General features: G+C 63.7%; 16 protein-coding genes. 4 read left to right on the top strand and 12 right to left on the bottom strand.

Annotation, left to right across the window (positions count from 1 at the left end; all coding sequences use genetic code 11):
• Positions 1–5 precede the first annotated feature (5 nt).
• Complete coding sequence (locus ACZ889_RS26385) at positions 6–3,071, top strand: efflux RND transporter permease subunit (RefSeq protein ID WP_180689357.1); 3,066 nt, start codon at positions 6–8, stop codon at positions 3,069–3,071.
• Between the two features lie 329 nt (positions 3,072–3,400).
• Here the strand turns inward: ACZ889_RS26385 and ACZ889_RS26380 are convergent, their stop codons facing one another.
• The 3 genes from ACZ889_RS26380 to plsB form a co-directional block, all read right to left on the bottom strand.
• A complete protein-coding gene (locus ACZ889_RS26380) occupies positions 3,401–4,087 on the bottom strand; it encodes a DUF4197 domain-containing protein (protein WP_003252248.1) in 687 nt (228 codons plus the stop codon).
• Between the two features lie 33 nt (positions 4,088–4,120).
• Positions 4,121–4,519: a YbaY family lipoprotein gene (locus ACZ889_RS26375; protein WP_003252249.1), complete on the bottom strand. Its 399-nt coding sequence runs from the start codon at positions 4,517–4,519 to the stop codon at positions 4,121–4,123.
• Between the two features lie 76 nt (positions 4,520–4,595).
• Positions 4,596–7,082, bottom strand: coding sequence for a glycerol-3-phosphate 1-O-acyltransferase PlsB (plsB, locus tag ACZ889_RS26370; protein ID WP_180689358.1), 2,487 nt, complete (start codon positions 7,080–7,082; stop codon positions 4,596–4,598).
• Between the two features lie 233 nt (positions 7,083–7,315).
• Between plsB and ACZ889_RS26365 the strand changes: the two genes are divergently transcribed.
• Positions 7,316–7,525 carry a cold-shock protein gene (locus ACZ889_RS26365; protein WP_003252255.1) on the top strand — a complete coding sequence of 70 codons (210 nt, stop codon included), beginning with the start codon at positions 7,316–7,318 and terminating at the stop codon, positions 7,523–7,525.
• A 122-nt stretch (positions 7,526–7,647) separates the two neighbouring features.
• Here ACZ889_RS26365 and ACZ889_RS26360 read toward each other — a convergent pair whose 3' ends face one another.
• The 4 genes from ACZ889_RS26360 to ACZ889_RS26345 all read right to left on the bottom strand — a co-directional run bounded on the left by ACZ889_RS26360 (position 7,648) and on the right by ACZ889_RS26345 (position 12,726).
• The gene (locus ACZ889_RS26360; RefSeq protein ID WP_003252257.1) at positions 7,648–8,025 is read right to left on the bottom strand and encodes a hypothetical protein; all 378 of its coding nucleotides are present in this window, start codon (positions 8,023–8,025) and stop codon (positions 7,648–7,650) included.
• 17 nt (positions 8,026–8,042) lie between these two features.
• Positions 8,043–8,855, bottom strand: coding sequence for a putative RNA methyltransferase (locus tag ACZ889_RS26355; RefSeq protein WP_014754288.1), 813 nt, complete (start codon positions 8,853–8,855; stop codon positions 8,043–8,045).
• The gene (gene dapE / locus ACZ889_RS26350; RefSeq protein ID WP_004574734.1) at positions 8,855–10,006 is read right to left on the bottom strand and encodes a succinyl-diaminopimelate desuccinylase; all 1,152 of its coding nucleotides are present in this window, start codon (positions 10,004–10,006) and stop codon (positions 8,855–8,857) included. The genes ACZ889_RS26355 and dapE overlap by 1 nt, the downstream gene beginning before the upstream one ends.
• A 128-nt stretch (positions 10,007–10,134) precedes the next feature.
• Complete coding sequence (locus ACZ889_RS26345; RefSeq protein WP_180689359.1) at positions 10,135–12,726, bottom strand: glycosyltransferase; 2,592 nt, start codon at positions 12,724–12,726, stop codon at positions 10,135–10,137.
• Positions 12,727–12,845: 119 nt separating this feature from the next.
• On the opposite strand from ACZ889_RS26345, the gene tcdA reads away from it, so the two are divergent.
• Complete coding sequence (gene tcdA / locus ACZ889_RS26340) at positions 12,846–13,655, top strand: tRNA cyclic N6-threonylcarbamoyladenosine(37) synthase TcdA (protein ID WP_003252264.1); 810 nt, start codon at positions 12,846–12,848, stop codon at positions 13,653–13,655.
• A gap of 50 nt (positions 13,656–13,705) precedes the next feature.
• On the opposite strand, the gene ACZ889_RS26335 is transcribed toward tcdA, so the two are convergent.
• The 4 genes from ACZ889_RS26335 to ACZ889_RS26320 all read right to left on the bottom strand — a co-directional run bounded on the left by ACZ889_RS26335 (position 13,706) and on the right by ACZ889_RS26320 (position 16,813).
• Positions 13,706–14,116, bottom strand: coding sequence for a SufE family protein (locus ACZ889_RS26335; protein WP_003252266.1), 411 nt, complete (start codon positions 14,114–14,116; stop codon positions 13,706–13,708).
• Positions 14,113–15,318 carry a cysteine desulfurase gene (locus ACZ889_RS26330; protein WP_476257965.1) on the bottom strand — a complete coding sequence of 402 codons (1,206 nt, stop codon included), beginning with the start codon at positions 15,316–15,318 and terminating at the stop codon, positions 14,113–14,115. The genes ACZ889_RS26335 and ACZ889_RS26330 overlap by 4 nt, the downstream gene beginning before the upstream one ends.
• An 81-nt stretch (positions 15,319–15,399) precedes the next feature.
• Entirely contained in the window at positions 15,400–16,434 is a 1,035-nt protein-coding gene (gene dapD, locus ACZ889_RS26325; protein WP_004574732.1) for a 2,3,4,5-tetrahydropyridine-2,6-dicarboxylate N-succinyltransferase, read from the bottom strand.
• A 31-nt stretch (positions 16,435–16,465) separates the two neighbouring features.
• Positions 16,466–16,813 (bottom strand): ArsC family reductase, encoded by a 348-nt coding sequence (locus tag ACZ889_RS26320; protein WP_176682752.1) that lies wholly within the window; start codon positions 16,811–16,813, stop codon positions 16,466–16,468.
• 973 nt (positions 16,814–17,786) lie between these two features.
• On the opposite strand from ACZ889_RS26320, the gene ACZ889_RS26315 reads away from it, so the two are divergent.
• A complete protein-coding gene (locus tag ACZ889_RS26315; RefSeq protein WP_476257964.1) occupies positions 17,787–19,433 on the top strand; it encodes a Na+/H+ antiporter in 1,647 nt (548 codons plus the stop codon).
• 119 nt (positions 19,434–19,552) lie between these two features.
• Here the strand turns inward: ACZ889_RS26315 and dapC are convergent, their stop codons facing one another.
• Complete coding sequence (gene dapC / locus ACZ889_RS26310; RefSeq protein ID WP_003252280.1) at positions 19,553–20,749, bottom strand: succinyldiaminopimelate transaminase; 1,197 nt, start codon at positions 20,747–20,749, stop codon at positions 19,553–19,555.
• Between the last annotated feature and the right edge of the window lie 22 nt (positions 20,750–20,771).

Genomic DNA, 20,771 nt, shown 5'->3' with positions numbered 1-20,771 from the left:
TCCCGATGGGTTTCAACCTTTCTGCCTGGGCGCTGCGCAACCGCCAGATCGTCCTATTCCTGATGATCCTGCTGGCCGCCATTGGCGCCATGTCGTACACCAAACTTGGCCAGAGCGAGGACCCGCCATTCACCTTCAAGGCCATGGTCATCCGCACCCTGTGGCCAGGCGCCAGCGCTGAAGAAGTGGCGCGGCAGGTAACCGAGCGCATCGAGAAGAAGCTGATGGAAACCGGTGAGTACGAGAGAATCGTCTCGTTCTCTCGCCCCGGCGAATCGCAGGTTACTTTCATGGCCCGCGACTCGCTGCACTCCAAGGACATCCCCGCGTTGTGGTACCAGATCCGCAAGAAGGTTGCGGACATTCGCCACACCTTGCCGCCGGAGGTCCAGGGCCCGTTCTTCAACGACGAGTTCGGCACCACCTTCGGCAACATCTATGCGCTGACTGGCGAAGGCTTTGACTATGCGGTGCTCAAGGACTACGCCGACCGTATCCAGATCCAGCTGCAGCGGGTCAAGGATGTGGGCAAAGTCGAGCTGATCGGCCTGCAGGACGAGAAAGTCTGGATCGAGCTGTCCAACCTCAAGCTGGCCACCCTCGGCGTGCCGCTGGAAGCCGTGCAGAAGGCGTTGCAAGAGCAGAACGCGGTGAGCACCGCCGGTTTCTTCGAGACGCCCAGCGAGCGCTTGCAACTGCGCGTGAGCGGGCGTTTCGACAGTGTCGAGCAGATCCGCCAGTTCCCCATTCGCGTGGGTGATCGCACCTTCCGGATTGGTGATGTCGCCGAGGTGCACCGTGGCTTCAACGACCCACCTGCACCGCGCATGCGCTTCATGGGCGAGGATGCCATTGGCCTGGCGGTGTCGATGAAAGACGGTGGCGACATCCTGGTACTGGGCAAGGCCCTGGAAGGCGAGTTCGAGCGCCTGGCGCATAACCTGCCTGCCGGCATGGCGCTGCGCAAGGTTTCGGATCAACCGGCGGCGGTGAAGGCCGGCGTGGGCGAGTTCGTGCAGGTGCTGGTCGAGGCGTTGGTCATTGTGCTGCTGGTGAGCTTCTTCTCGCTGGGCCTGCGCACTGGCCTGGTGGTGGCGCTGGCCATTCCGCTGGTGTTGGCCATGACCTTTGCCGCCATGCATTACTTCGGCATCGGCCTGCACAAGATTTCCCTTGGCGCGCTGGTGCTGGCCCTGGGCTTGCTGGTGGACGACGCGATCATTGCCGTGGAGATGATGGCGATCAAGATGGAGCAGGGCTATGACCGCCTCAAGGCAGCCAGCTATGCCTGGACGAGTACGGCCTTCCCGATGCTCACCGGGACGCTGATCACGGCAGCAGGCTTTCTGCCAATTGCCACCGCGGCCTCCAGCACGGGCGAATACACCCGGTCGATCTTCCAGGTGGTAACCATCGCTTTGCTGACCTCTTGGGTGGCGGCTGTGGTGTTCGTGCCTTACCTGGGCGAGCGCCTGCTACCCGACCTGGCCAAGCTGCATGCGGCGCGTCATGGCAAGGACGGCCATGCTCCAGACCCATACGCCACCCCGTTCTACCAGCGCGTGCGACGGCTGGTGGAGTGGTGCGTACGGCGGCGCAAGACGGTAATCCTGCTGACCGTTGCCGCTTTTGTCGGCAGCCTCCTGCTGTTCCGCTTCGTGCCCCAGCAGTTCTTCCCGGCTTCCGGGCGCCCGGAGCTGATGGTTGACCTGAAGCTGGCCGAAGGCGCCTCGCTGGCCAATACCGCCGAGCGGGTCAAGCAGCTGGAGGCGCTGCTCAAGCAGCAGGACGGTATCGACAACTACGTGGCCTATGTGGGCACCGGCTCGCCGCGCTTCTACCTGCCGCTGGACCAGCAACTGCCGGCAGCCAGCTTTGCCCAGTTCGTGGTGCTGGCCAAGTCGATGGAAGACCGCGAACGCCTGCGCAGTTGGCTGATCAGCACTGTGGACCAGCAGTTCCCCGACCTGCGCGCCCGGGTCACGCGCCTGGAAAACGGCCCACCCGTGGGCTACCCGGTGCAGTTCCGGGTCACTGGCGAGCATATCGAGAAGGCCCGTGCACTGGCCCGTGAAGTGGCGGACAAGGTGCGCGAGAACCCGCATGTGGTGAACGTGCACCTGGACTGGGAAGAACCCAGCAAGGCGGTGTTCCTCGAAATCGACCAGGACCGCGCCCGTGCGCTGGGCGTGAGCACTTCGCACCTGGCGAGCTTCCTGCAAAGCTCGCTGATCGGCACCACGGTCAGCCAGTACCGCGAGGACAACGAACTGATCGAGATCCTGCTGCGCGGCACCCTCCAGGAGCGCAGCGAGCTGGCCAACCTGGGTAGCCTGGCGTTGCCCACCGACAATGGCCAGAGCGTGGCGTTGTCGCAGGTGGCAACCCTGGAATACGGCTTTGAAGAAGGCATTATCTGGCACCGCAACCGCTTGCCGACGGTGACCGTGCGTGCCGATATCTACGACCAGGAGCAGCCGGCGACGCTGGTGAAGCAGATTTTGCCGACCCTGCAGGAAATCCGCGCCAAGCTGCCCGATGGCTACCTGCTGGAGGTGGGCGGCACGGTGGAGGACTCCGAACGGGGGCAGAAATCGGTGAATGCCGGTATGCCACTGTTCATCGTGGTAGTCCTGAGCTTGCTGATGATCCAGCTGCGCAGTTTCTCGCGCACGGTGATGGTGTTCCTCACCGCGCCGCTGGGGCTGATCGGTGTGACCCTGTTCCTGCTGGTGTTCCGCCAGCCGTTCGGCTTTGTCGCCATGCTCGGCACCATTGCCCTGGCGGGGATGATCATGCGCAACTCGGTGATCCTGGTGGACCAGATCGAGCAGGACATCGCAGCGGGGATGGAGCGCTGGCAGGCGATCATCGAGGCTACGGTGCGGCGCTTCCGGCCGATCGTGCTGACCGCGCTGGCGGCGGTGCTGGCCATGATCCCGTTGTCGCGTAGTGTGTTCTATGGACCGATGGCGGTGGCGATCATGGGCGGGTTGATCGTGGCCACGGTGCTTACACTGCTGTTCCTGCCGGCGTTGTATGCGGCTTGGTTCAGGGTGAAGAAGGGCTGAAGACCGCAGGGGGAGGGCTTGGCCCTCCCTTCGCGGGTGAACCCGCTCCTACGAAGGCCTGTGTCCAACCTCCGATGCGTGTCCACCACCGATCTGTGTAGGAGCGGGTTTACCCGCGAATACGGTGGCGGCAGCAACGGTGAGCGGCTGGTGAAAATTGGCCAGCAGGCCCGGCCCTTTCGCGGGTGAACCCGCTCCTACAGAGGACCGCGCAGGCTTTTCGATCATTGTAGGAGCGGGTTTACCCGCGAATACGGTAGCGGCAGCAACGGTGAACGGCTGGTGAAAATTGGCCAGCAGGCCCGGCCCTTTCGCGGGTGAACCCGCTCCTACAGCGCGCCGAAGACCTTCTTGGCCAGGCTGGTAGCCGCAGCTGCCGGGTTCTGGCGAATGCTCTGCTCCTGTTTGCCGATCATCTCGAACAGGCCATCCAGCGCCTTCTCGGTCACGTAGTTCTCGATATTGGCGTCATCCTTGACCAGCCCCAGGCCTTTGGCCTGGGCGGCGAAGGCATTGTACTGCTGGGCCACGCCAACCTTGTCGGTGGCCTGCTTGACGATTGGCAGGAACTTGGCGCGGATCTGCTCGCGGCTGCTCTTGTTCAGGTACTGGGTGGCCGAGTCGTCACCGCCGCTGAGAATGCCCTTGGCATCGGTCACGCTCATGTTCTTGACGGCATCCACCAGAATCGCCTGGGCCTGCGGCACGGCTGCCTCGGCGGCTTTGTTCATGCTGGTTTCCAGGGCTTCGACCTGTTCACCCTTGCCGAACATTTTCATCGCCTTGGCGGCTTTGCCCAGGTTGCCTGGCAGCTCGATGCGCACGTCCGGGTTGTTGCTGAAGCCGCCTGGGGTGCTCAGTTGCTTGACGGCCAGCTGCGCACCTTGGGTCAGGGCATCTTTCAGGCCGCCGGTGGCGTCTTTCTGGCTGAGGTCGCCCAGCGACAGGGCCAGGGCACTGGCCGACAGCAGCAGGCCGGCGCACAGGGTGGTGAAGCGCAGGGAAGTGCGGATCATGAAGCTTTCCTTGTAAACGGATGAGTACGGGTATCAGCGAACCTGATCTACCTTGATGCGTACCGATTGCGGGTCACTGCCATCAAGCGCGACACCGTGGTGTTCGGTATTGATGAACAGCAACTTGCCATTCAGCTCGATGCGCGCGCTCACCGCATAGCGGTGGCCAGGCTTGACCTGCGCGGGGTCATAGGTGAGATGGAACGGCAGCGGCACGTTGCCTTTGACCGGGCCGGCCTGGCGCGCCAGGGTCACGGCAGGGGCGTCCATCAGCGACACATCCTGCAGTTCCACGCTCAGGGTGGCGGCAGGCGGCAGGGCAATGCGCTGCAGGTAGAAGACTTCACCGTCCAGGCTGGCCTGGTTGGGTGGGGTTTGGCTGGAGCAGGCTGCAAGCAGGGATGCGCAACACAGCATAAAGAGCTTTTTCATGGAATCTCCGGTGTCCTTGGAGCTGGCTTGTGGCCAACCCCACGGACTTTAGCGGATTTTGCCGACCGATGAACCGTTAGAGGGTCGAAGTTTCCAACCCGTCGTCACGGTGCAGGGCCACCTGGCGGATCGACAGGCGCAGCTCGGCCGACAGTACTCGCTTGGCCACGCCCTCGGCCAGCTCGCCGAGCTTGTCGTGATAACCCAGCTTGCCTTGCGCGTCGGCGTGCAGCACGCCTTGCTGAAGCAGGGTCTGGATGAAGTGGCGGAACAGCGTCTTGTCGAAGAACTCCGGTGCGTTCAGGCCATGCAGGATCGACAGGCGCTGGGCCATCATCACGCACAGGTCTTCCAGCGCTTCGGCGCTCAGGCTGTTCTGCCCGCTGTTGATCAGCAGCGAGGTTGCCATGTAGAAGCGCTGCAGGGTCTGGGTGATGGTGCGGGCCAGCAGGGTCAGCAACACGAACTGCCGCGAGCTGGGCGCCGGGCGCACGTACAGGTCGTTGTCCTGGCGCAGCAGGCCCTGTTCCACCAGCGCGACCAGCCATTGGTCGATGACCTCGTCCAGCTGTTCTGGCGTCCAGCGCAGGAACAGTTCGGCCTGCAGATAGGGATAAAGCGCATGCACATACTGGCCCAGCAGTTGGCGGCTCATGCGGGAACTGCTGAGGAAGAAGCTGGCCAGCAGCGCCGGCAGGGCGAAGATGTGCAGCACGTTGTTGCGGTAGTAGGTCATCAGCACCGCGTTGCCTTCATCCAGGTATAGGATGCGGCCCAGGGCGTCCTTCTGCTCGGCCACCAGGTTCATGCTGCGCACATGTTCGATCAGTGCCTGGCCGTCGCCCTCGGGCAGGGTGGTGTGCGGCGAGTAGGGCACTTGGCGCAGCAGCGCCAGGTACAGGTCGAGAACGCGGGTCAGGGCGCGCTCGTCCAGGGCAAGGCGGCTGGTGGACAGCAGTGCCAGGGCCACCAGGTTGACCGGGTTGATGGCGGCCGCCTCGTTGAGGTGGCGGGCCACGGTTTCTCCCAGGCGAGCGGTGGTAGCGTTGAGCCAGTCCGGTCGGTACTGCGGACCGTGATCCTGTTCACGCCAGCCGGGCTGCTGCTGGTCGAGGAAGCCAGCCAGGCGGATGGGTTCGCCGAAGTTGACGTAGACCTGGCCAAAGCGCTGCTTAAGTGCGCCGAACACCTTGAAGATGTCCAACACCGACTCCTTCTTCTTGCTGGCGCCGCGCAGTTCGCCCAGGTAGGTACGGCCTTCGAGCACGCGCTCGTAGCCGATGTACACCGGCACGAACACGATTGGCGTACGCGACGAACGCAGGAAGCTGCGCAGGGTAATGGCCAGCATCCCGGTACGCGGCTGCAACATGCGCCCGGTGCGCGAGCGACCGCCTTCGACGAAGTACTCGACCGGGAAGCCCTTGGTGTACAGGGTGTGCAGGTACTCGTTGAACACTGCCGTGTAAAGCGGGTTGCCCTTGAACGTGCGGCGCATGAAGAAGGCGCCACCACGGCGTAGCAGGTTGCCCACCACCGGCATGTTGAGGTTGATGCCTGCAGCCACGTGCGGCGGGGTGAGGCCGTTGCGGAACAGCAGGTACGACAGCAGCAGGTAGTCGATGTGGCTGCGGTGGCACGGCACGTAGATCACTTCATGGCCAGGGGCGATGCCCTGCACCTGTTCGATGTGGTTGACCTTGATGCCGTCGTAGATCTTGTTCCAGAACCAGCTGAGCACCACTTCGAGGAAGCGGATGGCGGTATAGGTGTAGTCCGAGGCTATCTCGTTGCCATAGCGCAGTGCCTGGGCCTCGGCTTTGGCCAGCGGAAGGTTCTCGCGCTGCGCTTCGTCGGCAATCGCCTGGCGCACTTGCGGGGCATGGACCAGGCCTTTGACCAGGGTGCGTCGGTGCGAGATATCCGGGCCGATGACGGCAGTCTTGAGGTTGCGAAAGTGCACGCGCATCAGGCGCTGGGCCATGCGCACGGTGCGCTCGTGGCCTTTGTTGTGCTGCACCAGTTCGCGCAGGTGGATTGGCGCGGAGAACTGTACCCGAGTCTTGCGCCCCAGGATCAGTACGGTCAGCAGCCGGCGCAGGCGCCCGGTTACCGCCCAGCTGTCGGCGAACAGCAGCTTCCAGGGGCTGGACTCGCTGGCCGGGGTCTGGCCCCAGAACACGCTGACAGGAATGATCTGCGCATCTTCTTCGGCATGCTGGCTGACGGCAGCCACCAGGCGCTCGAGCGTGGGCGGGGCGCCGCTTTTGTCCTGGCGGCCGAGCCAGTCCGGGTCGGGGGTCAGGTAGAAGAACGCGGCGGGTTCCTGCAGTGGGCCCACGGCTACCGGCAGCACCGGGCGCGGCAGCCCCGCCTTGGTGCACTCGTGGTCGAGCACGGCCAGGTCGGTGAGCGCGGGCGAGGGCAACGCATAGAACACCGGCCGGCTGCGGTCGAGGTTGAGGGTCATGGAAGACTGGTTGATGGTCTCGGAGCGCACCCACAGGTACAACAGGCGACGCAGGCCGCCGAAGATCAGGCGGTGCAGGGGGGAACGGGTCATGGGGTGTGTGCCCTGGGTGTGATGTTCAGGTGGGTATTCTGCTATTTAGTCTGCCGTATCGGCGTAAGTTCAGCAAAATTCGGCCAACGGCGGCGCCGTCATCAATTTTTTTTGTTCTGTGTCATATACTCGGCCTGCCACTTGCAGGATATTTCGGCAAGCGGCGTTGGCACGGGGCAGGTGACCTCATGCCTGCAAGGCGATCTTCACAATAAAAATCCGGAGTAGTTCAGATGTCGTCTCGTGAGACTGGGAATGTAAAGTGGTTCAACGATGCCAAGGGTTATGGCTTCATTCAGCGCGAAGGTGGTGCGGATGTGTTCGTCCACTATCGGGCGATCCGCGGTGAGGGGCATCGTACCCTGGTCGAAGGGCAGCGGGTGGAGTACGCCTGCGTGCAGGGCCAGAAAGGCCTGCAAGCCGAAGACGTAGTGGGCCTCTGAGCCTCTGGTTTCAAGCCGTAGGAGCGGGGTTGCCCGCGAAGCAGCCACCACGGTGGCTGCCACGGGCGTGGCCCGTGTTCGCGGGTAAGCCCGCTGCTACAGAAACGAGCAAGCCTGCCGTTTCATGATGTACGCCAGGTGATTTCCTCTTCACCGTCGGCGCTGATGCGGACCCAGCGGTCGGCATCTTCTTCCCCGTCTTCCTCGACCCAGCCACCCGGCGCGCAGCGCACTTCCACACCCAGCGCGGCAAATGCGGCGCGGGCGCAGGCAACGTCGTCGGCCCACGGCGTCTGGTCGCTTTCCAGGTACAGGCTGTTCCATTTCCCTACAGCCTTGGGTAACCAAGTGACCGGAATGTTACCGGCCTGGCATTTGAAGGTTTGGCCTTTCTGCTTCCACTCGGTGCACGGGCCGATTGCCTGGGCGAGCCACTCGGCAATCTGCTTGTGGTCGACGTCGGCGTCCTTCAGGTAGATCTCGATATCAGGTTGACGCATAAGGGCTCCGGGTGTGCTCAGTCTTGGCGCACGAAATAGTCATAACGCATGGAAACCGTGACCTCGAACGGCTCGGGCTGGTCGATCACCCGGGCACGTTTTTCGGCGCTGGCGCGCCAGCCGTGTGGGGTCATGGCCAGCAGATCGGCGCGGGCCTTGGGCGCGGCCAGGCTCAGGCGGAACTCGAGGGTTTCGCTGTGTGCATGGGCCATGCCTTCAGGGACCAGGGCCAGGTGCTTGTCGTCGGCGTAAGGGCGTACTTCATCGTAGAGCACTTCACGCAGTTCCATCAGGTGGCCGCTGGTCGGGCCGACCCGCATCAGGCCGCCGCCGGGGCTGAGCAAACGCTTGGCCTCGGCCCAGTCCAGCGGGCTGAAAACGCTGGCGATGAACTGGCAACTGGCGTCGGTCAGCGGCACGCGGGCCATGCTGGCGACCATCCAGGTGACCGCCGGTGCTCGGCGGCAGGCGCGCTTGACCGCTTCGCGAGAGATGTCCAGCGCATAGCCGTCGGCGGCCGGCAAGGCCTGGGCGATCTGTGCGGTGTAGTAACCCTCGCCGCAGCCGATGTCCAGCCAGGTGCCAGGCTGGCGCTCGGCGGCCAGCTCGGCCAGGCGGCGGGCGACTGGCGCGTAATGGCCAGCGTCGAGAAAGTCGCGGCGTGCCTCGACCATGGCCTGGTTGTCACCGGGGTCGCGGCTGTTCTTGTGCTGCACCGGCAGCAGGTTCAGGTAACCCTGGCGGGCGCGGTCGAAGCGGTGGCCGGCTGGGCACACCACACCATTGTCGAGCCGGCTCAGCGGCGCCTGGCAAAGCGGGCAGGCAAGCATCAGGCGAGCAACCGAACCAGGGTCTGGTAGTAGATTTCGGTCAGCAGATCGAGGTCGCTGGCCAGGATCCGCTCGTCAACCTGGTGGATGGTGGCGTTGACCGGGCCGAGTTCGACCACCTGGGTACCCATGGTTGCGATGAAGCGACCATCGGAGGTGCCGCCGCTGGTGGAGGGCTGGGTATCGCGGCCGGTGACGCCCTTGATGCTGGCCGCCACGGCGTCGAGCAGCTCGCCTGGTTCGGTCAGGAACGGCAGGCCAGACAATGCCCAGTCGACCGACCAGTCCAGTTCATGCTTGTCGAGAATCGCCGACACCCGCGCCTGCAAGCCTTCAACGGTGGACTCGGTGGAAAAGCGGAAGTTGAACAGCGCGGTCAGCTCGCCCGGGACCACGTTGGTGGCGCCGGTGCCGGAATTGAGGTTGGAGATCTGGAAGCTGGTGGGTGGGAAGAACGCATTGCCTTCGTCCCAATGCTCGGCAGCCAGTTCCGCCAGGGCCGGGGCGGCCAGGTGGATCGGGTTGCGCGCCAGATGCGGGTAGGCCACATGGCCCTGTTTGCCGCGTATGGTCAGCTTGGCGCCCAGCGAACCACGGCGACCGTTCTTGACCACGTCACCCAGCAAGGTGGTGCTGGACGGTTCGCCGACGATGCACCAGTCCAGGCGCTCGTTGCGCGCTTTCAGGCGCTCGACCACCGCCTTGGTGCCGTGGTGAGCCGGGCCTTCCTCGTCGCTGGTGATCAGAAACGCGACCTTGCCGCGGTGGTTCGGGTAGTCCTGCACGAAGCGCTCGCTGGCGATGACCATGGACGCCAGGCTGCCCTTCATGTCGGCGGCGCCACGGCCACAGAGCATGCCGTCGGCGTCGATCAGTGCCTCGAAGGGTTCATGCTGCCATTGCTGGACCGGGCCGGTAGGCACCACGTCGGTGTGGCCGGCAAAACACAGTACCGGGCCGTCCTGGCTGCCGTGGGTGGCCCAGAAGTTGTCGACGTCTTCAATGCGCATCGGCTCCAGCTGGAAACCGACGGCGCCCAGACGGTTCATCATCTGCGCCTGGCAATCGGCGTCGACGGGGGTGACCGAGGGGCGACGGATCAGGTCGCAGGCCAGTTGAAGGGTAGGCGAGAGCTCGGCAGGGGCCGTCATGGGGGACTCCGGGGCAAGGCAAGGCGGGGAAATCTGAGGGGCGTTATCTTATATCAAATGGTTTCGGGCAGCACGGCCCATTCGCGGGCATGCCCGCGAATGGGCTGCACAGGTCAGCCCAGGCAACTTCAAGCCTGCTGCGCTTCGGCAGCCTTTTCTGCGGGCTTGGGCAGCGACGACAGGAACGCCATCACCAGCGCTGCTACATAAGGCAACGACTGCACCAGCAACATCGCCACCCAGAAGCGCATGTCCGAGCTCGGCAGCCCCTGAACCAGGTAGATGCCCAGCGCCGCGCCCCACAGCAGCAACATGATGAACAGCTCTTCACGGGCTTCGGAAATCGCCACCAGCAACCCATGGCTGTCAGCGTTCTTCGGCGTGCGGAAGAACGGCATGCTGCTGGTGAAGAAACCATACAGTACCGCCTTGGCGATGGTGTGCGACAGCGCCAGCCCGGCCAGCGCAGCTGCGAAGGCATCCTTGAGGTTCACCCCCACCGCTCGGCGGTACAGGAAGATGATCTTGCCGACCTTGAAGAAGAACAGCGCCAGCGGCGGGATGGCGAAGATCATCAGGGGCGGATCGACCCGATGCGGCACGATGATCATCGCCGCCGACCACAGCAGCGCGCCGATGGTGAAGAAGATGTTCATGCCATCGGCGATCCACGGTAGCCAGCCGGCCAGGAAGTGGTAGCGCTGGCCACGGGTCAGCTGGCTGCCTTTGCCGCGCAGCAGCGCGCCGGCGTGGTGCTTGATGATCTGGATGGCGCCGTAGGCCCAGCGGAAGCGTTGCTTCTTGAAGTCGATGAAGGTGTCGGGCATCAGGCCCTTGCCGTAGCTGTTGTGGGCGTAGGCGGCGGACAGGCCTTTCTCGAACACACGCAGGCCCAGTTCGGCGTCCTCGCAGATGCACCACTCGGCCCAGCCCAGTTCTTCCAGCACACTGCGCCGGGTCATGGTCATGGTGCCGTGCTGGATGATTGCGTCACGGTCGTTGCGGGTAACCATACCGATGTGGAAGAAACCCTTGTATTCGCTGTAGCACAGCTTCTTGAAGGCGCTTTCGTGCTGGTCGCGGTAATCCTGCGGTGACTGCACCACGGCAATTTTCGGGTCGGCGAAGTGGGGCACCATGTGCTTGAGCCAGTTGCGGTCCACGCAGTAGTCCGAGTCGATAACCGCGATCACTTCGGCGTCCTTTGCCGTGTGCGGGATCAGGTAGTTCAACGCACCGCCCTTGAAGCCGGCCAGCGGCGCGACGTGGAAGAACTTGAAGCGCTCGCCAAGCTTCTCGCAGTGGGCCTTGAGTGGCTCCCAAACGGCCGGGTCCTTGGTGTTGTTGTCGATCACCAGCACTTCGTAGTCGGGGTAGTCCAGGGCGGCCAAGGCGTCCAGGGTCTGTTTTACCATCTCAGGTGGTTCGTTGTAGCACGGCACATGCACCGACACCTTGGGCCGGTAGGCACTGTCGGCCTGCACGGGCAGGAATTCGCGGCGGCGCTTGTGTATCCAGACCGCCTCGGCCAGTTCGTGGGCCTCGGTGAGCAACACGATGAACACGCCCAGCGCGCCGAGGGCCAGCAGCACGCCCACGGTCAGGCTGAACCAGGTGCTGTATTGCTGGCTGTAGTCATAGGCGATCCACACCAGTACCGACCCGCACAGGAAGGTGATGAACGTCAGGAAGGTACGGCCACGCTGGCGCAGGGCCGAGCCATCGATGAACAGCACCATCAGGGCGATCATTGCCAGCACCACCGACGCCACTGCCAGGGCCCGCCACTGCGGGATCGCCACCACGGGGCCGTCGAAGTTGAACTTCTGCTGGCGCTCGGCGTTGTAGACGCCCCAGTAGGCGCCTACCGACCCTTCGTCGCTGGCCTTCCAGGGTTGGTCATAGGCTTCAATGACAAAGTAGTTGTAGCCACGGCGGTTGAGGGTATTGACCAGGGTGCGCAAGTAGATGGCCTGGTCGGCCTGTGTGGCATCGGCACCACCGCGCATGCGGCCGTTGCTCGGCCAGCCGACTTCCGACAGCAGCAGGGGTTTGCGCGGGAACTGGTGCTTCAGTTCACGGGCGCGGTCGAGGACGAACTCGACCGAATCCTTCATCGGCACGAACTCCCAGTAGGGCAGGATGTGCGCGGCAATCAGGTCGACGTGCCTGGCCAGCTCAGGATGTTCCTTCCAGATGTGCCATTGTTCACTGGTGGTCACGGGCACCTTCACGGCTGCGCGTACCCGGTCCAGATATTTGATCAGGTTTTCCGGTGTGACCTCTTCACGGAACAGCGCTTCGTTGCCGACCACCACCCGCACCACGCTGCGCGACGTGTTGGCCAGCTGGATGGCCGTGGCGATTTCGCGCTCGTTGCGCTCCAGGTCCGGGCTGATCCATATCCCCAGCGTCACCCGCAGGCCGAACTCCTCGGCCAGGCGCGGGACGTCGGCCTGGGTGCCTTCCACGGTATAGATACGGATGCTGTCGGTCAGTTTGCTCAGTTGCTCCAGGTCCTGGCGCATTTCGTCGTCAGTGGGGTACTGACCCTTCTGTGGGCTTTCGCCCAGGCGGAACGGCGAATACGAAAAGCCAGAGATCTGTTCTGGCCAGGCGGGGGCGGAGACCGGGCGGTTGATCAGTGCCCAGAACCCGGTGAACAGTGCGGCGATGGCCAGCACCACTACCAGGTTCAGGCCGAATTTACGTGAAGACATCGTCGTCCATTCATGTGGAAGTGATAGGACATTAAAGCAGGGTTGGCAGTCTCTTTCCTAACGATGCAGGCCAAGGGTTCACTGGCATATAATGCGCGCCGGTTTTTTGGGGTATGAACATGAGCACAGAAGATCCACGCTTTGCCGGCGTTGCCCGGTTGTATGGCGACCAGGGGCTGCAACGTCTGGGCCAGGCCCATGTGGCTGTGGTCGGTATTGGCGGGGTGGGCTCGTGGGTAGCCGAAGCACTGGCACGCAGCGGCGTGGGCGAGATCACCCTGTTCGACCTGGACGATGTCTGCGTCAGTAACACCAACCGCCAGGCCCATGCGCTGGAAGGGCAGGTGGGGCGGCCCAAGGTCGAGGTCATGGCCGAGCGCCTGCGGGCGATCAACCCGGGGTGTACGGTGCATGCGGTGGCCGACTTCGTCACCCGCGAGACCATGGCCGAGTACATCACCGAGCACCTCGACTGCGTGATCGACTGCATCGACAGCGTCATGGCCAAGGCGGCGCTGATCGCCTGGTGTCGGCGGCGCAAGATTGCCATTGTCACTACCGGTGGCGCGGGTGGGCAGATCGACCCGACGCAGATCCAGATCGCCGACCTGAACAAGACCTTCAATGACCCATTGGCTTCGCGGGTGCGTTCCACCCTGCGCCGCGACTACAACTTCTCGCGTAATGTCAGCCGCAACTATGGCGTGCCGTGCGTGTTCTCCAGTGAACAGCTGCGTTACCCCAAGGGGGATGGCAGCGTCTGCCTGCAGAAAAGCTTTGTCGGTGAAGGCGTGCGGCTGGACTGCTCGGGTGGCTTTGGTGCGGTGATGATGGTGACTGCGACCTTTGGCATGGTAGCGGCGAGCAAGGCGATAGAAAAACTGGTGGCTGGAGCGCGCCGGCCGTCGGAACGGGTCAAGCCTGAATAAGACCGCGTGGGTTTCTTCGCGGGCAGGCCCGCGAAGAAACCGGCGCCGATTCAGCGGTTGGACGCCAACTCCGCCATCCGCTGCAACACCGCATGCAGCCCATTGCTGCGCGACGGCGACAGTTGGCGTTCCAGCCCGAGCTGGGTAAACCACTCGCGCAGATCAATCCCGGCCAGCTCCTCACTGGCCAGTCCCTGCACCCGCACCAGCAACAGCGCCAGCAGCCCACGCAACAAGCGGGCATCGCTGCTGGCCTTGAACCGCCACACGCCCTCGATCTGCTCCGCCACCAGCCACACCAGGCTCTCGCAGCCATGCACCCGGTTGGCCTCGGTCTTTTCGGCATCAGCCAGCGGCTCCAGGCGGTCACCCCACTGCATCAGCAGCCGCGCACGCTGTTCCCAGCCTTTGCCCTGTTGAAAAGCTTCTAGCGCTTGGTGCGCCTGTTCCGGCAGGCTCATCGCAACAGCTCCAGGCCTTGGTCCAGCGCGTCGAAGAAACGCTGCACGTCATCGCTGTCGTTGTACAAACCCAGCGATACCCGTATCGCGCCTTCCAATCCCAGCCCCTTCAGCAGTGGCATGGCGCAGTGGTGGCCGGCACGCACGGCAATGCCCTGTTCAGTCAGCAAATGAGCGATATCGGCGTTGTGCACGCCCTCGATGACGAAACTGGCCAGGGCCGTCTGCGGTGCGCCCAATACCCGCACGCCCTCGCGGTCGCCCAGGCCACGCAGCAGGTGCTGGTGCAGGCTGGCTTCATGCGCTGCGACCGCATGGGCATCGAGGCTGGCCAGATAGTCCAGCGTTGCACCCAGGCCGATCACCCCGGCAATCGGCGGCGTACCCGCTTCGAAGCCCAGGGGCGCGGAACGGAAGCTGGCGCTGTGGTACTCGGCCAGCTGCACCATCTCGCCACCGAACTGCCAGTGGCGCAACAGCTCCAGGGCCTGGGCGCGGCCATAGAGCACGCCGACGCCGTCCGGACCGTACAGCTTGTGGCTTGAAAATACATAGAAGTCGCAGCCCAGTTGCTGCATGTCCTGGCGACCATGCACCACGCCCTGGGCACCATCGACCACCGTCAGCGCGCCTTGGGCGCGGGCATAGGCCAGCAGCGCTGGCAGCGGTTGCCAGGTACCCAGCACGTTGGACAGCTGGCTGATGGCGAGCACTCGGGTGCGCGGGCCGATCAGTTGCAGTGCCTGGTCCTGGTCGATACGACCATGGGCGTCCAGTGGCAGCACCACCAGGCGCAGGTTGCGCCGGTGCGCCAGCTGTTGCCAGGGCAGCAGGTTGGCATGATGCTCCAGGGCACTGACGGCAATTTCGTCACCGGCTTCGAGGCGGTGCTCCAGACCATAGGCCAGCAGGTTCAGTGCCGAGGTGGCGCCGTGGGTGAACACGATCTGCCGCGAGTCTGCGGCATTGAGCCAGGTGGCGACCTTGTCGCGGCTGGTTTCGAAGGCCTGGGTCGCTAGCGCACCTGGCAAATGCTGGGCACGGTGCACGTTGGCTGCGCCATGGCCGTAGTAATGGCTCAGGGCATCGAGCAAGGCTTGCGGCTTCTGGGTGGTGGCGGCGCTGTCCAGATAGGTCTGGTGCTGCCGTTGCAGGGCGGCGATGGCGGGGAAGTCGGCACGCCAGGGAGAGGGCTGGAACATGTTTGCGAGGCCTGGAATGAAAATCGGGTCTGGTGCATTGGCGCCAGACCCGATCTTAACACCTCAAACCCGGCAGGGTTCTCAGTTGTGAGCGTGCAGCGCTTCGTTCAGCTCGATGGCCGACTTGTGGGTCTTGCACTCTACCGCGCCGTTCAGCGAGTTGCGGCGGAACAGCAGGTCGGTCTGGCCGGCCAGGTCGCGGGCCTTGACCACTTTGACCAGTTCGTTGTTCTCGTCCAGCAGGTTCACCTTGGTGCCCGCGGTGATGTACAGGCCGGCTTCGACGGTGTTGCGGTCGCCCAACGGAATACCGATACCGGCGTTGGCGCCGATCAGGCAGCCCTCGCCGACTTTGATGACGATGTTGCCGCCACCAGACAGGGTGCCCATGGTCGAGCAGCCGCCGCCCAGGTCCGAGCCCTTGCCGACGAATACGCCAGCGGAAACGCGGCCTTCGATCATGCCCGGGCCTTCGGTACCCGCGTTAAAGTTGACGAAGCCTTCGTGCATGATGGTGGTGCCTTCGCCAATGTAGGCGCCCAGGCGCACACGGGCGGTGTCGGCGATACGCACGCCGGCCGGGACCACGTAGTCGGTCATTTTCGGGAACTTGTCCACCGAGAACACTTCCAGCAGCTCGCCCTTCAGGCGTGCTTCCAGTTGCAGCTCGGCCAGTTCGCCCAGGTCGACCGCGCCCTGGTTGGTCCAGGCCACGTTAGGCAGCAGCGGGAAGATACCGGCCAGGCTTACGCCATGCGGCTTGACCAGGCGGTGCGACAGCAGGTGCAGCTTGAGGTAGGCCTCTGGGGTCGAGCTCAGGGCAGCGTCTTCGGCCAGCAGGGTGGCGACCAGCGGCTTGTGGCTCTCTGCCAGGCGGGTCAGCAGGGCGGCCTGGGCAGCGTCCACGCCTTTCAGGGCTTCGGCCAGCTGTGCGGCCTGGGCGTTGCTGAAGGCGATGGCCTGGTTGCCACCTTCGTAACCGAGAACAGGGGCTACTGCAGCAACCAGTTCGGCGCTCGGGTTGAGCAGTGGTTGTGCGTAGAACACTTCCAGCCAGGCGCCCTGGCGGTTCTGGGAGCCGACACCGAAGGCCAGGCTGAACAGGGTATTGGACATGTGATTACCTCGTGCGAAATAGGGTGGGGGCTCAGGCCAGGGCAGCGGCGTACAGGTCGGGCTTGAAGCCAACCAGGGTACGCGCGCCAAGGTCGAGCACCGGGCGTTTGATCATCGACGGCTGGGCCAGCATCAGCTCGACGGCCTTGGCCTGATCGAGGTCTGCCTTGCTGGCGTCGTCCAGCTTGCGGAAGGTGGTGCCGGCACGGTTGAGGATGACTTCCCAGCCGTGTTCGTCGCACCAGCGGTTCAGGCTGTCACGGTCGATGCCTTGGGTTTTGTAATCATGGAATTCGTAGGCGATGGCGTTGTCTTCGAGCCAGGTACGCGCCTTTTTCATGGTGTCACAGGCTTTGATGCCGTAGAGCGTGTAGGTCATTGTGTACATTGGGGATACAGGTTGCCCCAATCTCTCCGTTTTTCGATGTCAGTCGCGGGATTATGCGGGAACGAGACTGGGAGCGCCACGGGTGTGCAAGTCTTGGAGGTTGGTGGGGCGTGGTTAGGTCTGCCTTGAGTCTTGTAGCGCGTTTGAGATCGAGCGCCGCCAGGTTCCGGCTTAAGATATTCAGCGCCTGTGAGATCGAGCGCCGCCAGGTTCCGGCTTAAGATATTCAGCGCCTGTGAGAACGAGCGCCGCCAGGTTCCCGGCTTAAGAGATTCAGCGCCTTTGAGATCGAGCGCCGCCCGCGCGGCGCTTCGCGGGTAAACCCGCTCCTACGTTTGTTTCGGGCCAGTTATGCCTGTGGCATTTGCGCGCGAACGCCTTGGCGCACGCCTCGATATCGCGTCGTACAAACAAGGCGGTCGCGCGGGTCTGGCACAGGCGATACTGGCCCGAAACAAACGTAGGAGCGGGTTTACCCGCGAAGCGCCGCGCGGGCGGCGCTCGTTCTCGCAGGCGCTGAATCTTTTAAGCCGGGAACCTGGCGGCGCTCGATCTCTTGGCGCACGCCTCGATATCGCGTCGTACAAACAAGGCGGTCGCGCGGGTCTGGCACAGGCGATACTGGCCCGAAACAAACGTAGGAGCGGGTTTACCCGCGAAGCGCCGCGCGGGCGGCGCTCGTTCTCGCAGGCGCTGAATCTCTTAAGCCGGGAACCTGGCGGCGCTCGATCTCGCAGGCGCTGTATGTCTTAAGCCGGGAACCTGGCGACGCTCGATCTCAAAGGCGCTACAAGACTCAAGGCAGGCCCTACCATCAAACCTAAGTATCATCATGTTACATATTCAACCGCCACCTGCGACTATCGTGCAGCGGCCCCAGCTCGCCGATCGCCGCTAACATATTGTTTCAATGGCGATGTTTCGCCCCGTTGTCGTTTCTGGTTCACAAAGGAAGCCTTACCGGATGCAGTCCGCCTACACCGTCCTCATCCTGCTGACCCTGGTCAGCCTGTCGAAGCTGGTCGGCCGTGTGATCCCGCTGCCATTGCCGCTGGTACAGATTGCCGCCGGTGCCTTGCTGGCGTGGCCGACGCTGGGCCTGCATGTAGCCCTTGACCCCGAATTGTTCCTGTTCCTGTTCCTGCCTCCGCTGCTGTTCGCCGACGGCTGGCGCATCCCCAAGCGTGAGTTATGGCGCATTCGTGGCCCGGTAGTGGCGCTGGCCGTGGGGCTGGTGTTGTTCACCGTGGTCGGCGCCGGTTACTTCATCCACTGGTTGCTGCCGAGCATCCCGTTGCCGGTGGCCTTCGCCCTGGCCGCAGTGCTTTCGCCGACCGACGCCGTGGCCGTTTCGGCCATTGCCCAGGACCGCCTGCCCACTCCCCTGATGCACATGCTGCAGGGCGAGGCGCTGATGAACGACGCGTCGGGCCTGGTAACCTTCAAGTTCGCCTTGGCGGCGGCGATCACCGGGGTGTTTTCGTTGGCTGACGCCAGCTTCAGCTTCGTGCTGGTCGCACTGGGCGGCCTTGCGGTGGGCGTGGTACTGAGCTGGTTGATCGGTCGCCTGCGCATGTGGATGATCACCCGGGGCTGGGACGATCCGGCTACCCATGTGGTGTTCATGTTGCTGCTGCCGTTCGCAGCCTACGTGCTGGCCGAGCGCCTGGGCGTTTCGGGTATTCTCTCGGCGGTGGCGGCCGGCATGATGCAGAGCTGGCTCGACCTGCTGCCGCGTCAGACCAGTACCCGCCTGCTCAACCGCAGTGTGTGGTCGTTGCTGGAGTTTGCCTTCAATGGCCTGATCTTCCTGTTGTTGGGCTTGCAGTTGCCAGACATCATCAAGGCTGTGGTCAGCCACGAAGCGACCCTCTGGCCGACATTGGCCTACCGCTGCCTGGACGTGGTGGCGATCTTTGCCGCACTGATTGTGTTGCGGTTCATCTGGGTCCAGAGTATCTGGCGCTCGATCGGCGTGGTCCGTCGCTGGCGCGGCAAGCCGGCACTGGTGCTGATGCCTACGGCGCGTTCCTGCTGGTTGCTGACCTTGGGGGGTGTGCGCGGCGCTGTCACCCTGGCGGGTGTCATGTCGATCCCGTTGCTGATAGGGGCTGGTACAGCGTTCCCGGAGCGTGACCTGCTTATCTTCATTGCTGCGGGGGTAATTCTGCTGTCGTTGATCAGTGCCTGCCTTGCCCTGCCGCTGTTACTGCGAGGGGTGACCAAGAGCCCTGACGAGCGCTTGCACCAAGAGGTGCAGGAAGCCTGGCGGCGCACAGCCGAGGCGGCGATTCATGCCTTGGAGGCAGAAGAGGTGATCGACAGCAACGCACCGCAGGATGCTGCGCAGGCAACGTTGGCGACCGAGTTGAAGGCGCGCTTGATGGCTGAATACCGGGATGAGCTGGAAAGCTACGACGACAGTGCCGAAGCCAAGGCCCTGGCCGCACAGATGGACTTGCTGGAGCGGCGTTTACGCTTGCGTGCCCTGAGGGCGCAGCGGCTGGAATTGTATAACCTGCATCGTCAGCACCTGGTGGGGGATGAGGTGGTGCGGCAAGTACTGGGTGAGCTGGATATGAGTGAGGCGAACCTGGGTTCAGTCAAGTAGATCCCAAGAGGGCTGCGTTGCAGCCCCTGTAGGAGCGGGTTTACCCGCGAAGAATCCAGCGCGGTAAATGGCACCGGCCGTGCCGCGCTGGTAACCCGCTCCCACAGGCCCCTGCCAGATCAGCGGTTTTGCAGGAAGGCGCGAATCCGCTCCGCCGCTTCGATGCATTCGGCCAGCGGTGCAACCAGTGCCATGCGCACGCGCCCGGCACCCGGGTTCACGCCATTCACTTCACGCGACAGGTACGACCCCGGTACCACGGTCACATGCTGGGCTTCGAACAGGTCACGGGTGAACTCGGCATCGTCGCCCGGTACTTTGGCCCACAGGTAGAAACTGCCGTCCGGGCGTTGCACGTCCAGTACCGGCTGCAGAATATCCAGCACGGCATCGTACTTGGCCCGGTATTGGTCGCGGTTCGCGCGTACATGCGCCTCGTCCTGCCAGGCAGCGATGCTGGCCAGCTGGGTTTGCACCGGCATCGCGCAGCCGTGGTAGGTGCGGTACAGCAGAAACGGCTTGATGATCTGGGCATCGCCCGCGACGAAGCCCGAGCGCAGCCCAGGCAGGTTGGAGCGCTTGGACAGGCTGTGGAACACCACGCAGCGCGCAAAATCGCTACGGCCAAGCTCGGCGCATGCCGACAGCAGGCCTGGCGGTGGCGCATCCTCGTCGAAGTACAGCTCGCTGTAGCACTCGTCGGCGGCGATCACGAAGTCGTGTTCGTCAGCCAGGGCAATCAGCTTCTTCAGGGTGTTCATCGGCACCAGCGCACCGGTAGGGTTGCCCGGCGAGCACAGGAACAGGATCTGGCAACGCTTCCACACCTCGGCCGGTACGGCGTCGAAGTCCGGGTTGAAACCGTTGTTTTCCAGGCACGGCAGGTAGTGCGGGGTGGCACCGGCCAGCAGCGCTGCGCCTTCGTAGATCTGGTAGAACGGGTTGGGGCTGATCACCAGGCCGTCATCGGCGCGGTTGACCACGGCCTGGGTGAAAGCGAACAGCGCTTCACGGGTGCCGTTGACCGGGAGGATGTGGCGGTCGGCGTCCAGCCAGCCGGCGGGCACGCCAAAGCGTCGTTCGCACCACTGGCCGATGGCCTGGCGCAGGGCTGGCAAACCAAGGGTGCTGGGGTAAACCGCCAGCTTGTCGAGGTTGTCGGCCATGGCCTGGGCAACGAACGCCGGCGATTCGTGCTTCGGCTCACCGATCGACAGGGCGATGGCGCGTTTGTCCGCCGCAGGCTTCACGCTGCCCAGCAGGGCGCGAAGCTTTTCGAACGGATAGGGCTGAAGCTGGGTCAAGGCATGGTTCATCGGCGCAAGGTCTCGTCAATCG

The organism is Pseudomonas sp. TE3895 (assembly GCF_056278855.1).
The sequence above is the reverse complement of the archived record's forward strand: the minus strand, read 5'-3'. Positions and strand labels throughout refer to the sequence as shown.